The 13,504-nt window shown below is 72.3% G+C and carries 11 protein-coding genes; 9 read left to right on the forward strand and 2 right to left on the reverse strand.

What is annotated here, in order from left to right; translation table 11 throughout:
• Positions 1-47 precede the first annotated feature (47 nt).
• Genes ACWGIH_RS11115 through ACWGIH_RS11155 form a run of 9 tightly spaced genes read left to right on the forward strand, consistent with a single transcriptional unit; the run spans position 48 to position 11,248 of the window.
• Positions 48-1,214: a glycosyltransferase family 4 protein gene (locus tag ACWGIH_RS11115; protein ID WP_453447633.1), complete on the forward strand. Its 1,167-nt coding sequence runs from the start codon at positions 48-50 to the stop codon at positions 1,212-1,214.
• The gene (locus ACWGIH_RS11120) at positions 1,211-1,930 is read left to right on the forward strand and encodes a class I SAM-dependent methyltransferase (RefSeq protein WP_453447632.1); all 720 of its coding nucleotides are present in this window, start codon (positions 1,211-1,213) and stop codon (positions 1,928-1,930) included. The genes ACWGIH_RS11115 and ACWGIH_RS11120 overlap by 4 nt, the downstream gene beginning before the upstream one ends.
• Positions 1,927-6,483 carry an alpha-(1->3)-arabinofuranosyltransferase domain-containing protein gene (locus ACWGIH_RS11125; RefSeq protein WP_453447630.1) on the forward strand — a complete coding sequence of 1,519 codons (4,557 nt, stop codon included), beginning with the start codon at positions 1,927-1,929 and terminating at the stop codon, positions 6,481-6,483. The genes ACWGIH_RS11120 and ACWGIH_RS11125 overlap by 4 nt, the downstream gene beginning before the upstream one ends.
• Positions 6,480-7,913, forward strand: coding sequence for a condensation protein (locus ACWGIH_RS11130; protein WP_453447628.1), 1,434 nt, complete (start codon positions 6,480-6,482; stop codon positions 7,911-7,913). The genes ACWGIH_RS11125 and ACWGIH_RS11130 overlap by 4 nt, the downstream gene beginning before the upstream one ends.
• Positions 7,910-8,644 carry a class I SAM-dependent methyltransferase gene (locus tag ACWGIH_RS11135; RefSeq protein ID WP_451203364.1) on the forward strand — a complete coding sequence of 245 codons (735 nt, stop codon included), beginning with the start codon at positions 7,910-7,912 and terminating at the stop codon, positions 8,642-8,644. Before ACWGIH_RS11130 ends, ACWGIH_RS11135 begins: the two co-directional genes overlap by 4 nt.
• A gap of 16 nt (positions 8,645-8,660) precedes the next feature.
• Positions 8,661-9,566, forward strand: a complete 906-nt coding sequence (locus ACWGIH_RS11140; RefSeq protein ID WP_453447651.1) for a hypothetical protein — start codon at positions 8,661-8,663, stop codon at positions 9,564-9,566.
• A complete protein-coding gene (locus tag ACWGIH_RS11145; protein WP_363208541.1) occupies positions 9,566-9,793 on the forward strand; it encodes a Trm112 family protein in 228 nt (75 codons plus the stop codon). The genes ACWGIH_RS11140 and ACWGIH_RS11145 overlap by 1 nt, the downstream gene beginning before the upstream one ends.
• The gene (locus ACWGIH_RS11150; protein ID WP_453447626.1) at positions 9,790-10,650 is read left to right on the forward strand and encodes an FkbM family methyltransferase; all 861 of its coding nucleotides are present in this window, start codon (positions 9,790-9,792) and stop codon (positions 10,648-10,650) included. The genes ACWGIH_RS11145 and ACWGIH_RS11150 overlap by 4 nt, the downstream gene beginning before the upstream one ends.
• The gene (locus tag ACWGIH_RS11155; RefSeq protein ID WP_453447624.1) at positions 10,631-11,248 is read left to right on the forward strand and encodes a hypothetical protein; all 618 of its coding nucleotides are present in this window, start codon (positions 10,631-10,633) and stop codon (positions 11,246-11,248) included. Before ACWGIH_RS11150 ends, ACWGIH_RS11155 begins: the two co-directional genes overlap by 20 nt.
• On the opposite strand, the gene ACWGIH_RS11160 is transcribed toward ACWGIH_RS11155, so the two are convergent.
• Positions 11,176-12,390 carry a Cmx/CmrA family chloramphenicol efflux MFS transporter gene (locus tag ACWGIH_RS11160; RefSeq protein ID WP_453447623.1) on the reverse strand — a complete coding sequence of 405 codons (1,215 nt, stop codon included), beginning with the start codon at positions 12,388-12,390 and terminating at the stop codon, positions 11,176-11,178. The two genes, ACWGIH_RS11155 and ACWGIH_RS11160, sit on opposite strands and share 73 nt — an antisense overlap.
• A gap of 221 nt (positions 12,391-12,611) precedes the next feature.
• Positions 12,612-13,499 carry an ATP-grasp domain-containing protein gene (locus ACWGIH_RS11165; protein WP_453447621.1) on the reverse strand — a complete coding sequence of 296 codons (888 nt, stop codon included), beginning with the start codon at positions 13,497-13,499 and terminating at the stop codon, positions 12,612-12,614.
• Positions 13,500-13,504: the final 5 nt, after the last annotated feature.

Consider the following 13,504-nt stretch of genomic DNA (forward strand, 5'->3'; position numbering starts at 1 on the left):
CCCCATAGCGACCTCACGGTTCCGCACCCTGACGAGTTGGAGCACGCATGCCCCAGCACGTGCCTTCTCCGCTGCGCGCCGCAACCCCGCGGGTCGCGCAACGGCTACCGGCACCTCCCCCGCAGCCGCGCCGGATCGTTTTTCTCGCCCGGCGCGACCTGGCGAATCCGGCCGCGGGCGGATCCGAACTGCTCGTCGACCGGCTGGCCGACGGCCTGAGCAAGCTCGGCCACGAGGTCACCCTCCTGTGCGGAGGCCCTGCCGCCTTCCGCGACTACCGCGTCGTGTCGGCGGGCGGTGACCTCGGGCACTATCTGCGCTCGCGCTCCGCCTTCACCCGGCAGGTCGGCGACTGCGACCTGCTCGTCGAGGTCTGCAACGGCATGCCGTACCTGGCGCCGCTGTGGCACCGCGGGCCCACGCTGTGCCTGGTCAACCACGTGCACACCGATCTGTGGGGGATGCGCTTCCAGGGCGCCCTCGCCCCCGCGGCCCGGCTCGGCCGAAGACTCGAACACTGGTCGCTCTCCGGTGCCCAGCGCGGCAACCTCCTGGTGGCCGTATCGCCGTCGACGGCCACCGCGCTGCGTGCGATAGGCGTCGACCGTGAGCGCATACGCATAGTCCACAACGGGGTCGAGGAGCCGGGTCCGCTCCACCCCCGCTCGGACGAGCCGATGTTCCTGGCGATGGGACGGCTCGTCGAGTACAAGCGCATCGACCTGCTGCTCCGCCTCTGGGAGCGGGTCAGGCCCGTCACCGGAGGCCGCCTGGTCATCGTGGGCGACGGGCCCGAGCGCGAGCGGCTGCAACAGATCGCCGGTCCCGGCGTGGAGTTCAAGGGCCATGTCTCCGAGGCGGAGAAGCACCGGCTGCTCTGCGAGGCGTGGATGCTGCTCCACCCCTCCGCCGTGGAGGGCTGGGGCCTGGTGATCACCGAGGCGGCGACCCGCTCGACCCCCGCCATCGGCTTCGACGTACCGGGCGTCCGTGACTCCATCGAGGACGGCGTGACGGGGCTGCTCGCCCGGGGCGAGAGTTCCTTCGCCGCCGCCTGGTGCACCCTGGCGCTGAGCACCGAGCGCCGCGAGACCTTCGGCAAGGCGGCGGGCGAACGGGCCACCAGCTACCGGTGGGCCAATTCCGTGCGCGAGTTCCAGGCGGTGGCCTCCGAGGCGATCGTCACGCACCAGACAACACAGGGGTCCGCGTGAAGGACCCGTCCCTGCGCCGATCCGCCACCCTCTTCCGGGCCTTCCTGCGCGAGCAGGAAGAGCCCGAGCGGTGTTACACCCTGCTCGCCCGTGACGCCGCCGACCAGGTCGAGGCCTACGGACCGGTCAAGGGCCGTGTCGTCGTCGATGTCGGCGGCGGCGGTGGCTATTTCACCGAGGAGTTCCGGCGCCGCGGCGCCCAGAGTTTCCTGTTCGAGCCGGACCCGGCCGAGCTGGGCGCCAAGCCGCCGGAGGGCTCCGTCGTCGCCGACGGGTATCTGCTCCCGCTGGCGGACGGCGTCGCCGACGTCACCTTCTCCTCCAACGTCCTCGAGCACGTGGACGATCCGCAGACGTTCCTCAGCGAGATGGTGCGGGTGACCAGGCCGGGCGGCCTGATCTATGTCTCCTTCACCAACTGGTACTCGCCGTGGGGCGGCCACGAGTGGGCGCCCTGGCACTACCTGGGCGGCGCCCGTGGGCGCGCCCGCTATGAACGACGTACCGGTAAAGCAGCCAAACACACGCTCGGCGAGAACCTCTTCGCTCACCACGTCGGCCCGACCCTGCGCCAAGTGCGGGCGAGGGAAGACGTGTCCGTCGTGTCCGCGCGGTCCCGCTACTGGCCGTTCCTGGCCAGTGGCATCACCAAAGTGCCGGGTGTACGCGAGTTCGCCACCTGGAATCTCCTTCTCATCCTCAGGCGGTGTCCATGACCACGGTCCAGGCCCCACCCCCGGCGGCAGTCCGGCCAACGGCTGACGCCCCCGAACCCGGCAGAGGGCCGCGCTCCAAGCGCTGGCTGCTCGGGTTCTGGGCCGTGGTGTTCGTCCTCTTCCTGGCAGTGAAGCCGGGGCGGATGACGTTCGACACCAAGCTGGGGGTCGCCGTCGACCCCTGGCAGTTCCTCTCCGACCTGGGCCAGCTCTGGCACGACCGGGGCGGCTTCGGCGGCATCCAGGACCAGTACGTCGGCTATGCGTGGCCGATGCTGCCGTTCTACGGCCTGGCGGATCTCGTCCAGCTCCCCGTGTGGCTCGCGGAGCGCCTCTGGCTCTCGCTGATCGTGGCGACCGCCTTCTGGGGTGCGCTGCGGCTCGCGGAGCGCCTGCAGATAGGCAGCGGCACGAGCCGGCTGCTCGGCGCGGTGGCGTACGCCCTGTGGCCGACCTTCACGGTCGTCGTCGGATCGACGTCGGCGGCGGCCCTGCCCGGCGCCCTGCTGCCATGGGTGCTGCTCCCGCTGACGAACGACCGCATCACCGCGCGCTCGGCGGCCCTGCGCTCGGCACTCTTCATCCCCTTCATGGGCGGCGTGAACGCGGCGGCGACGCTGGCGTCCCTGCTGCCGGTGGGCCTGTATCTCCTGTCGAGACCGAACGGGCCACGCAAGCGCAAGCTGATCACCTGGTGGGTGCCCGGAGTCATCCTCGCCACCGCCTGGTGGGTGGTGCCGCTCCTGATGCTCGGCATCTACGGCGAGAACTTCCTGCCCTATGTGGAGAACTCGGCCACGACCACCGGCACGATGTCGGCCACGGAGACCCTGCGCGGCGCCGGCAACTGGGTCGCCTATCTGCACTTCGGCGAGGCCTGGCTGCCCGCCGGCTGGACGGTCGCGACGTCCGTGGTCGTCGTGGTCTGCTCGGCGTTCGCCGCCGCCCTCGGCCTCGCCGGGCTCGCGCGGCGCGACCTGCCCGAGCGGCGCTGGCTCGTCCTGACCGTGCTCTCGGTCGCACTGATCACCCTCGCGGGGTACGGCGGCTCGTTCGGCGCGCCCTTCCACGAGACGGTGCAGTCGTGGCTGAACGGCGGGCTCGTCCCGTTCCGCAACATCTACAAGTTCCAGACGGGCCTCGCGCTCGCGCTGGTCTTCGGCCTGATGCACCTCGTGGGCGTGGCCGCGCAGTCGCGCGGGGCGCGGCCGGTCCGTGGGCGCAAGTTCGCCCCGCTGATCGCGGCCCTGCTGGTCCTTCCGGGGCTCGCCTTCCCCTACTTGAACGGCTCGATCCTCCAGCCCGGCTCCTTCCAGAAGCTGCCCAACTACTGGGAGGCGACGGGTGACTGGCTGAAGAAGTACTCCCCCGACTCCCGCGCGCTCGTGGTGCCCGCCACCGCGCACGGCATCTACACCTGGGGCTCACCCATCGACCAGCCCCTCGACGTGCTCGCCGAGTCGCGCTGGGCGCAGCGGGACTACGTCCCGTTCGGCACGCCCGGCAACCGGCGCGCGATGGACGCGGTGGAACAGGCGCTCACGACCGGCGGCGCGGTCCCGGGTCTGCAGGACTACCTGACGCGTGCGGGCCTGTACTACGTCGTCGTACGCAACGACCTCGACCCCGACCAGGTCGGCAACGTGCCGTCCGCGACCGTGAAGCGGACCCTCGAGGAGTCCGGCTTCAAGCGGGTCACCGGCTTCGGTCCGACGGAAACCGGCGGGATCATTCCCAACGACACGCCCCTCCAGGTCGAGGGCCTCTACCCGCGTGAGCGCGCGGTGGAGATCTACGCACCGGGCGCGGGCGCCGAGCGTCCCGGCCAGGCCGGGATCAAGCCGGTCTCGAACACGGCCGTGGTGAGCGGTGGCCCTGAGTCGCTGCTCCAGCTGTCCGCCGACCCCTCGATGCGGGACCGGCCCTCCGTCCTGACGGGCGACAACCACCCGGGCGTCGGGACTCCCGGTCTGCAGGCGGTCGGTGACGGGCTGCGTCGTGCGGACACCCGCTTCGGCCTGGTCAGCTCCAACACCTCGTACACCTACACGCCGGGCGAACGCAACGCGAGCGGGGCCCTTCAGGAGCCGGGCAAGAAGCCGCACCAGATCCTGCCCACCACCGGGATCGAACACCAGACGACGGCTCAGCTGCGCGGCGCGAAGTCCGTGACGGCGTCCAGCTACGGCAACTGGCTCTTCCACCTGCCGCAGTACGACCCCGTGAACGCCTTCGACAGCAATCCCGCCACGGCCTGGGCCGAGGGAAGCCCCGGAAAGCCGAAGGGCGCGTGGATCAAGGCCGAGTTCCGGGCCAAGGAGTCGGTGCCGGACATGCTCCGGGTCACGCCGCTGCCGCAGGAGGGCGTGCGGGCCGCGCCCACCAAGGTGCGGGTGGAGACGGAGCAGGGCAGCCGCACCAGTTCGCTGAAGCCCAACGGCATGCGCCAGAGCATCAAGGCGCCCGAGGGTGATTCGAGCTGGCTGAAGGTCACCATCCTGGACGCGGAGATCGGTCACGAGGGTCTGACCGGTGCCGGATTCGCGGAGATCACCATTCCGGGTGTGCGGGTGACGAAGCTGCTGCAGCTGCCCACGGACACCGGGTCCGAGGCCAGGACGCCCGCCGAGGGCGCCGACGCGACGACGTACTCGATGCACCGCGCCTCCGACCCGAGCGCGCTGGCACCGGTGAACACCGAGTCGGGGCTGCACCGCCGCTTCACCACTCCGGCCGAGGCCGAGTACGAGGTGAAGGCGAGCGCGCTCCCCGTGGCGGGGTCCGAGCTCGACGAGCTGCTCTACAAGGTGGCGCCCGAGCAGAAGGACCAGATCATCGCGAGCGCCGACTCCACGTCGAAGCTCGGCGGCGGTCTCTCTCCGCGCAACCTCACGGACGGCGACCTGACGACGGCGTGGATCGCCGGCGACAGGCCCGTGATCAAGCTGAAGTGGGAGGGCAAGGTTCCGGTCGGTGAGGTCGTGCTGCCCGCCGCGGGCGGACTCTCGACGCGCCCCCAGAAGGTCGAGATCAGCTCGCCGGACGGCGCGGCGATCGCCGGCGTCGACGAGAACGGCAACACGCGCTTCCCGCCCATCACCACGGACGAGCTGACCATCACCATCACCGAGACGGCGCCGCTCGCGGTGCACAACCCGGTGGCGGACAAGGAGCTGCAGCTCCCGGTGGGGCTCACCGAGGTCTACGTCCCGGCGCTCGACAAGTTCCGGACGAAGCAGCCCAAGGCCTCCAAGACCTTCGAACTCGCCTGCGGCGAAGGTCCGGTGCTCGCCGTCGACGGCAAGCTGCACGCGACGAGCGCGAAGGGTTCGGTACGTGACCTGATCGAGCGGCGGCCCATCGAGGTGACGCTCTGCTCGCGCGGCTCGGAGAACACGACCCTGTCGCTCGGCGCGGGCAAGCACACCGTCGAGGCCGGGGACGGGGGTCCGCTCGCCCTGATGGACGTCTCGATGACGCAGGGGACGCCGGGAGCGATCGACGAGGAGTCCCGCTCCCTGGACATCAAGGACTGGCTCGGCGACCGGCGCGAGGTGTCGGTGGGCGCGGGTTCGGCCTCGTACCTGTCGACCTACGAGAACATCAACGACGGCTGGAAGGCGACGCTCAACGGCAAGGAGCTGTCGTCCGTACGTCTCGACGGCTGGCAGCAGGGCTTCCTGGTCCCCAAGGGAGAGGGCGGCACGGTCAAGCTCTCGTACGAGCCCTCGCGGATCTACGAGATCGGCCTGATCGGCGGCGGTGTCGGCATCCTCGCCCTGATCGCCCTGGTCCTGATCAAGCGCCGCGAACCGAACCCGGACGGTCCCGACCTGGCGCCGCCGGCTCCGGGTCTGATCCTGGGCACGGTCGCGCTGACGCTGGTGGCCGCGGTGATCGCGGGCTGGTTCGCCCTGCTCGTGCCCGCGCTCGCGCTGCTCGCCTGGCGCCGTCACGCCTTGCTCGTGCCGCTCGCCTTCGTGGCGATGGCCGGGGCGGGGATCGCGGCGGCCGTGGGTGCGGGTGAGCCGAGCACGGCTGACGAGGGCGCGTTCAGCCCCATCGCGCAACTCCTCGCGCTGATCGCACTGTTCGCGGCACTGGTGAGTGTGCGGGGTACCCAGGAGGGGACTGCCGCGGCAGCCGGGGAACCCGGCGGTGGCACGTTCGCTCCGTGGGAGCCGCCCGCGCACCAGCCTCCGCCCGCCGCTCCCCCGGTGATGCCTCCTCCCCCGATGAGCGGCGGCACACCGGCGCCGGGACCTGACCGGGACCTGGGCACGACTCCGCTGCCGCGCCGCAAGCGCGGGGAGAGCGGTCCCGGCTCCGACGCGAGTGCCGACGCGGGCGGCGGTCAGGACGCGGACGGCGACCCGCGGGCCACCAGTTCGACCATCTCGGCCAGGGGCCCGGCGGCGGCCCAGCCGGAACCGGCACCGCCGGGTGCGCGGACCACGCGGACCTCGCGCTTCAGGCGGCGCAGGCCAAGGACGACGGAGGGGCTCGCCGGAGCCGCGGCGCCGTCCGCCCCCGGGGAGGACACCGACCGATGACCGCACTCGATCACCCGGCACGTCACGCGGACGGACCCGAACGGCCCCCGGAGCGCGTGCCGTTCCCCGTCGTCGACGAGGTCGCCCGGCACTGCCTCCAGGAGGAGGAGCCGGAGACGGTGCACATCGAGGTGCACCTGCCCGGCACCCCGGACCCGGCCCGCCTGAGGGCCGCGTTCACCGAGGCCCTGCGCCGCCACCCGCGCATCCTGATGCGGGAGGCGCGGGGGCCTTGGTACCGCCGTCGCTACGAGTGGGAGCTGACGGCGGAGCCGGACGTGGAGGTGGTGACGTTCCCGGCCCCGGAACGGGACGCCCTCAAGAAGGCCCGCACCCGCTCCCTCTCCGAGGCCCCGCCACTGTCGGCTTCGCCGCCGATCCGCCTGGAGGTGATAGCCCAGGAGGGCAGCGGCACGGTGGCCTCCGGCCGGGGTGACGGCTCGGGCGACGACACGGCCACGGACGGCGAGAAGAGTGCTGCCACCCCCGCCGGCAACGGCAGCGTCCTCTTCCTCACCATCAACCACACCGCCCTCGACGGCCCCGCCTGCCTCCGCGTCCTGGCCACGGCCGCCGAGCTGTACGGCGGGCAGGACAACTCGCCCGCCGCTCCCCCGTCACGTACGCCCACGTCCGCCGACGCCGAGAGCGCGGTGGACGTCGGGGACGCGCCCTCCGGGTGGGCTCCTCCCGCCCGGGTCTCGCGCGGGACGCCCGAGCCCTCTCCGGGCAACGGCATGCTCGTCGCCGAGTTGCCCGTGCCCCGGCGGCCCAAGGGCGCGCCGTTCACCGTGAACGATCAGCTCATGGTGGCGACCGCCCTGATGATCGCGCACTGGAACCGGGAGCACGGCGCGCGACCGAAGCCGTTCCGGATCACCATGCCCGTCGACGACCGGCCCCGCACGATGGAGATGCCCATCGGGAACGGCACCCGTCTCGTCGAAGTCCCCTTCAGCGCGGCCGAGCTGACCTCCAAGGAGTGGGGTCCGGAAGACATCGGGGCGCTCCTGCGCCGCACGGCCGACCGTACCCGCGCGCTCAAGGCCCTCTCCCGGCCCCAACTCGGCCGCGGAGCCGCCCTCCTGACCTCGCCCGTCCTGCCGGTCACCCTCAGGGCCGCCGTGACGCGCGGCCTGCGCAGAGCCGCCGCGCCGTGGACGTCCACCACGCTGCTCAGCAACATCGGCCGCGTCCCGTACTCCCTGGACTTCGGTGACGCCGGACGCGCGCACGCCGTCTGGTTCTCCGCGCCCGCCCGGCTGCCCCGCGGCCTGACCGTGACCACGGCGTCCACCGCGGGCCGGCTGCACGTGGCCCTGCGCTGGTCGAAGTCCCTGCTCAGCAGCGGCGACGGGGCACACCTGCGCGACCTCTTCGAGCACTACCTCCACTCCACGGAGCACACGGAGGAGGGGAAGACACCTTGACCAGCACCAGCACCGCGCCCCGCGACCTGCGGGACTTCTACGAGGACCCCTCCGTCCCCGTGGCCTCCGGCGACGCCCGCAGCCTGCGGCAGGCGCGGATGCTCGCCGACGCCATCGGCCCCGCCACCGCCCGCACGGCCGTCGTCCTCGACATCGGCTGCGGCGACGGCACCGCGGCGGCGACCGCGGCCCCGCTCCTCGCGGGGCATCGCGTCGTCGGCGTCGACTGGTCCCAGGACGCCCTCAAGCGGGCGCACGCGCATCTGCCGTACGTCGTGCGTGGTGAACTCACCGACGGTGGGCTGCCGTTCGCCGACGGTTCCGCGGACGCAGTCCTGTTCAGCGAGGTCATCGAGCACCTCGTCGACCCCGACAGCGCCCTGGACGAGCTGAGAAGGGTGCTCAGGCCAGGGGGGCATCTGATGCTGTCCACACCCAACCTCGCCGCCTGGTACAACCGCGGGCTCCTGCTCGCGGGGGTCCAGCCCGTCTTCTCCGAGGTCAGCCTGCGCGGCATCCACGGCCGGCCGGGGAGCGAGGTCGTCGGACACCTGCGGCTCTACACCGCCCGCGCCCTGCGGGAGTTCGTCGCCGCGTCCGGCTTCGACGTGGTACGCCTCGCCGGTGCGCCCTTCCACGGCGTACCGCGTCCGCTGCGCGCCCTGGACCGGCTCGCCTGCGCCGTGCCCAGCGCCTCGTCGATCCTGCTGCTGCACGCCCGAAGGACGTAAGGCCATGTGGTGGGGTGTGGCCGCCGCCCTCCTTGCGAACGTCCTCTACAGCACCGGGTTCGTCCTGGAGAAACGTGCCCTGACCGCCATGCCGTCCGTCAGCGTGCGCAAACCGGCGCGGCTGCTCAGGCAGGTCGTGTCCAGCCCGCTGTGGATCGGCGGATCGCTCGCGCTCGCCGCCGGGTTCGGCGCACAGCTCGCCGTCTACCGGACGCTGCCGATCGCCGCCGCGCAGGGCATCTTCGTCTCCGGGCTCGTGCTCCTGCTGCTGCTCTCCTCCGTGCTGCTCGGCGAGCAGACGTCGGGGCGCGAGCGGTACGCCGTCGGGGCCATTCTCGCCGCGCTGCTCATGGTCGTCCTCTCGCTGGACGAGGAGGCGGACACCGTGAGCCACGGCGCGCCCGTCCCGCTGGTCCTCACGGTCTGCCTGCCGTCGCTCGCTGCGGGGATCCTGCTGTACGGATCGGCCGAGCGCCGCGCGAAGCACCGGCACCGGCTGCCCACGACGGGCGTGGAGTACGGGGTCGCCGTCGGTCTTCTCTACGGGGTCAGCTCGCTGGCCATCAAGGGCGTGTCCAGCTACCTGACCACGCAGGAACTCGGCTCGGCGCTGCTCGACCTCCTCGCCTCCCCGTACCCGTATCTCCTGATGTTCACCGGCGCGTTCGGCCTGATCATGTCCCAGGCAGCGCTGCAGCGCTGCCGGGCCTCGCTCATCGTCCCCGTGTGCACGACGGTTACCGCGCTGTTCACCGCGGTACTCGGCACGCTGGCGTTCGGCGAACCGCTGCCGGACGAACCACTGCGGCTCGCCCTGCGGATCGCGGGCACCGCGCTCGCGGTCTCCGTGCTCCTCGCCATGCCCAAGCATGACGCGCCACCACCTCAACCGACGCCCCCGACCAAGGAGTTGACCAGCTGATGAACCCCGAAGATCCGCTCCTGAAGATCCTCGCCTGTCCGCTGGACAAGGGTCCGCTGCATCTCCTGGAGCCCGCGGAACCCCTCGTACCGGACGAGGTCCTCTACAACCCGCGGCTGCGCCGCCGCTACCCGATCATCGACGGCATACCGCAGCTCCTGCCCTCGTCGGGAGAGCAGATATCGGAGGACGAGCACGAGCAGCTCCTGAAGCGGATCTCCCCGTGACGCGCCCCGGCAAGACCGGGGACCGCCCTCACAAGGACGGGGCGAACCCGCACAAGACCGTGGCCGCCCGCCTCGCCCCGCACCTCCCCGCCCGGCTCATCGGCGCCCTGGCCCGCCTCGTCTACCCCCGCTTCGAACCGGAGCTGGCCCGCCTCGCCGACCTCTGCCCGCGCGGCTGCGGCACGGCGGTCGACGTCGGCGGCTGGTACGGACCCTGGTCGCGCCGCCTGGCCTCGCGTGCGCGCCGCGTGGTGACCGTGGAGCCCGTGCCCCATCTGGCGCGGCTCCTGGAAAGCTCCACGCCCGGCAACGTCCGGGTGATCCAGGCCGCGGCCACCGACCGCCCCGGCACGGCACGGCTCTGGCTGCCCCAGGGCGACCGCGGGGACCGCGGGGTCTCCTCCCTCATCCGCAGGGACATCCATGCCAAGGCGGTCGAGGTGCCCTGCCTCACCCTGGACGGGCTCGGTCTGCGCGACGTCGACTTCATCAAGATCGACGTGGACGGCAACGAACTCCCGGTCCTGCACGGCGCCCACGATCTGCTGACCCGGGACCGCCCCGCTCTCTTCATCGAGCTGGAGTCACGGATCCAGCCGATCAAGCCGATCGTCGACCTGCTCACCCGGCACCACGGCTACCAGGGCTGGGTCCTGCCCCACCACACCTGGCTGCCGCTCGCCGACTTCGACCTGGAGGCGCACCAGAACGACACGTCGTACGTCGTGTCGCAGGGCCTCCTTCGCCGGGTGCTCACGCCGCGCAGGCCCCGGTACGTCAACTCCGTCCTCTTCCTTCCCGGCGGGCGCCGCCCGGGAGCCGCGACGGTGCGCGACCATGGAGCCCATGTCCGCTAGCTCCGCCTCCGGCCCCAGGCCTCCGGGCCCGTTCACCCCACTCGACTTCCAGCTGGTCCTCTTGCGCCGCATGGCCGACCACAACCCGGACCTGGTGGAGGCGGCCCGCCACGAGCTCGGCGCCTCCGTGGCGGACATGCGCGAGGCCAACCGCCGCTGGCAGGCGATGTCCCGCTCGCCACGCTCACGGGGCGCCGCCTCCCGTTACCGCTCGGCCCTCGGCCCGCCCGAGGCCACCGTGACCCGGCGGATCGGCGACCTGGAGTGCGAGGCCCTGTTGTGGCCGGTGCCGCTCTGGCCCGACCTGCGCTTCGAGGTCCTGCGTGCCCCGAACGGCGCGGTGTGGAACGAGTGGCTGATCCGGGCGTCCGGCGCCCCGGGCCCCGCGCTGCGGACCCTCGACGACCTCACCCCCTGGTCGTGCACGGTCGACGAGGCCGCCCGCGCGTTCGCCCCGGCCCGCCCGATGGAAGGCACGGCGCCCACACGCTGGCGGCTCGCCTTCACCGCGCCGGACGGAGCGGGTCAGCCGCGACGCTGCGTCGCGGAGTTCACCTGGGGGCTGCTCCAGCGGCTGTCGTTCACCGATGGCCCCTGACCTCTGCCACGGAGAAGTGCCACTGCCCCGACGGCGAGCGCGAGCGCCACGAGCAGCGCGCTGACCCACAGCGGCGAGCGGTGGCCGAGTCCCGCCGCGAGGGCGATGCCGCCGCCCACGGGACCGATCGCGGCCCCCACGTTCAGCGCGGCCGTGGCGAATCCGCCGGAGAGCGTGGGGGCGCCGGTCGCGGCGTACAGCGCCTGGGTGATCAGCGCCGAGCCGACGCCGAAGGACAGCGCGCCCTGGACGAGGACGAGCACGACCACCGCGCCGGGACGGCCCGCGGTCAGCGCGAGGAGCACCCATCCCGCGAGCAGCGCCACCGCGCCCGTGAGGAGGAACGGGACGGGCCGTGCCTCCGCGAACCGCCCCGCGAGCGTGACCCCGGCGAACGACCCGACGCCGAAGAGCGCGAGCAGCGCGGGCACCCAGCCTTCGGAGAAGCCGGTGACATGCGTGATCACCGGCGACAGATAGGTGAACGTACAGAAGGTCGCGCCGTTCACCAGCGCCCCGAGCAGCAGGATCACCACGAGGCGCGCCTCGCGCAGTGACCGCAGTTCGCCGCGCACGTCGGCCTGGGCGGTGGCGGGAGCGCCGGCGGGCACGGACCGCAGGATCGCGAGGACGGCGGGCACCGAGACGAGGGCCACCGCCCAGAAGGCGGACCGCCACCCCCAGACCTGCCCGAGCAGCGCACCGCCCGGTACGCCCGCGACACAGGCGAGGGTGACACCGCCGAGCAGGACCGACGTGGCCCGCCCCTTGGCGTTCGGCTCGACCATGCCGACGGCGGCGACCAGGGCCACCGCGAGGAACCCGGCGTTGGCGAGGGCGCCGACGACGCGGGTCGCGAGCAGCACGGCGAAGCTGGTGGTCAGCGCGCCCACGACGTGGACGAGCAGGAAGGTGACCAGGAAGGCGAGCAGGGCGGTCCTGGGCGGCCGACGGCGGCCGAGGACGGCCATCAGCGGCGCACCGACGACCATTCCGACGGCGAAGGCCGAGGTCAGGGTTCCGGCGGTGGAGAGGGACACGTCGAGGTCGGCGGCGATGTCGGGGCCGAGACCGGAGAGCATGAACTCGGATGTGCCTTGCGCGAAGACGGCAAGTCCGAGCATGTAGAGGGCAAAGGGCATGAGAAGACTCCGCACCCACGTCATGGGTCGACAAGGCGGCGGCTCAGCCGTGCGGCTGCCGCGCCAAGGAGAAAAGGGGGAATGTCAGTCCGCGCTGCGGCGATGGGTCCGGTGACGTGAGAGAGAGCCACCGGTCATGCCGGCCGGTGGCTGGAGTCTGTCGGACTCGGGACTGGACATGGCCGCAGAGTAGGCACGCCTCCGACGCCACGTCCACCCCATTATCCGGCGGCGGTGAGGATCTCCTCGGTCACCACGGGCAGCGAGTCCGCGTGCAGGGCGAGGAAGAGGTTCGGCTCGACGAGTTCGAGCTCCATGACGCAGGGTTCGCCGTCCGCGTCGTCGACGAGGTCCACGCGCGCGTACAGCAGCTCGGGCGTGCCCGGCACCGCGGCCAGCGCCCGCTCGGCGACGCCCAGTTCGGCGGCGGTCGGCTGCCAGGGGCGCAGATCGGGGTGCGGCATCTTCTCGGCGTCGTACGCGGTGTCGGGCGCGAGCACCGGGCCCTTCTGTATGGCGTGCAGGAACCGCCCGCCCACGTGCACCAGCGCGCGTTCGCCCCTCTCGTCGATGCCGGGCATGTAGGGCTGCACCATCGCGGTCAGGCCCTCGCCGTGCATCCGCTCGATGTGCCGTACGGCGGCCTCGTACTCGCCCTTCCCGTACCGGGCGGCGTAGCGCGCGCCCGCTCCCGCGGTGGGCTTGACGACGAACTCGCCGTCGTCGGCTTCCGATATCTCCAGGGGATCGCCGGGCGCCAGATAGCGGGTCGGCACGACGGGCACCCCCGCCGCCGCGAGGTCCGCGAGGTACCGCTTGTCGGTGTTCCACCGCACCACGGAGGCCGGGTTGGCCAGGACGGTGAGCCGCGCGACCCGTCCCGCCCAGGCCACGAACTCGTCGACGCGCTCGCTGTAGTCCCAGGCGGACCGTATGACGACGAGGTCGAACCGCTCCCAGTCGACCTCCGGGTCGTCCCAGGAGACGGTGGCGACATCGGCGTCCGCCGCGCCGAGCGAGCGTGCCAGCTCGGGGAGGTCACGGTCGAGGCCGGTCTCCAGCTGAGGCCTGCTGGTGACCAGGGCGATCGTGGGGCGGTCGGGTGACACTGGGC

The organism is Streptomyces sp. NPDC054872, assembly GCF_053610705.1.

What these genes read in the sequence shown, in the direction of transcription:
- ACWGIH_RS11115 (WP_453447633.1), top strand. Translation starts at nt 48, where the DNA reads ATGCCCCAGCACGTGCCTTCTCCGCTGCGCGCCGCAACCCCGCGGGTC.
- ACWGIH_RS11125 (WP_453447630.1), top strand. Translation starts at nt 1,927, where the DNA reads ATGACCACGGTCCAGGCCCCACCCCCGGCGGCAGTCCGGCCAACGGCT.
- ACWGIH_RS11130 (WP_453447628.1), top strand. Translation starts at nt 6,480, where the DNA reads ATGACCGCACTCGATCACCCGGCACGTCACGCGGACGGACCCGAACGG.
- ACWGIH_RS11145 (WP_363208541.1), top strand. Translation starts at nt 9,566, where the DNA reads ATGAACCCCGAAGATCCGCTCCTGAAGATCCTCGCCTGTCCGCTGGAC.
- ACWGIH_RS11155 (WP_453447624.1), top strand. Translation starts at nt 10,631, where the DNA reads ATGGAGCCCATGTCCGCTAGCTCCGCCTCCGGCCCCAGGCCTCCGGGC.
- ACWGIH_RS11160 (WP_453447623.1), bottom strand. Translation starts at nt 12,390, where the DNA reads ATGCCCTTTGCCCTCTACATGCTCGGACTTGCCGTCTTCGCGCAAGGC.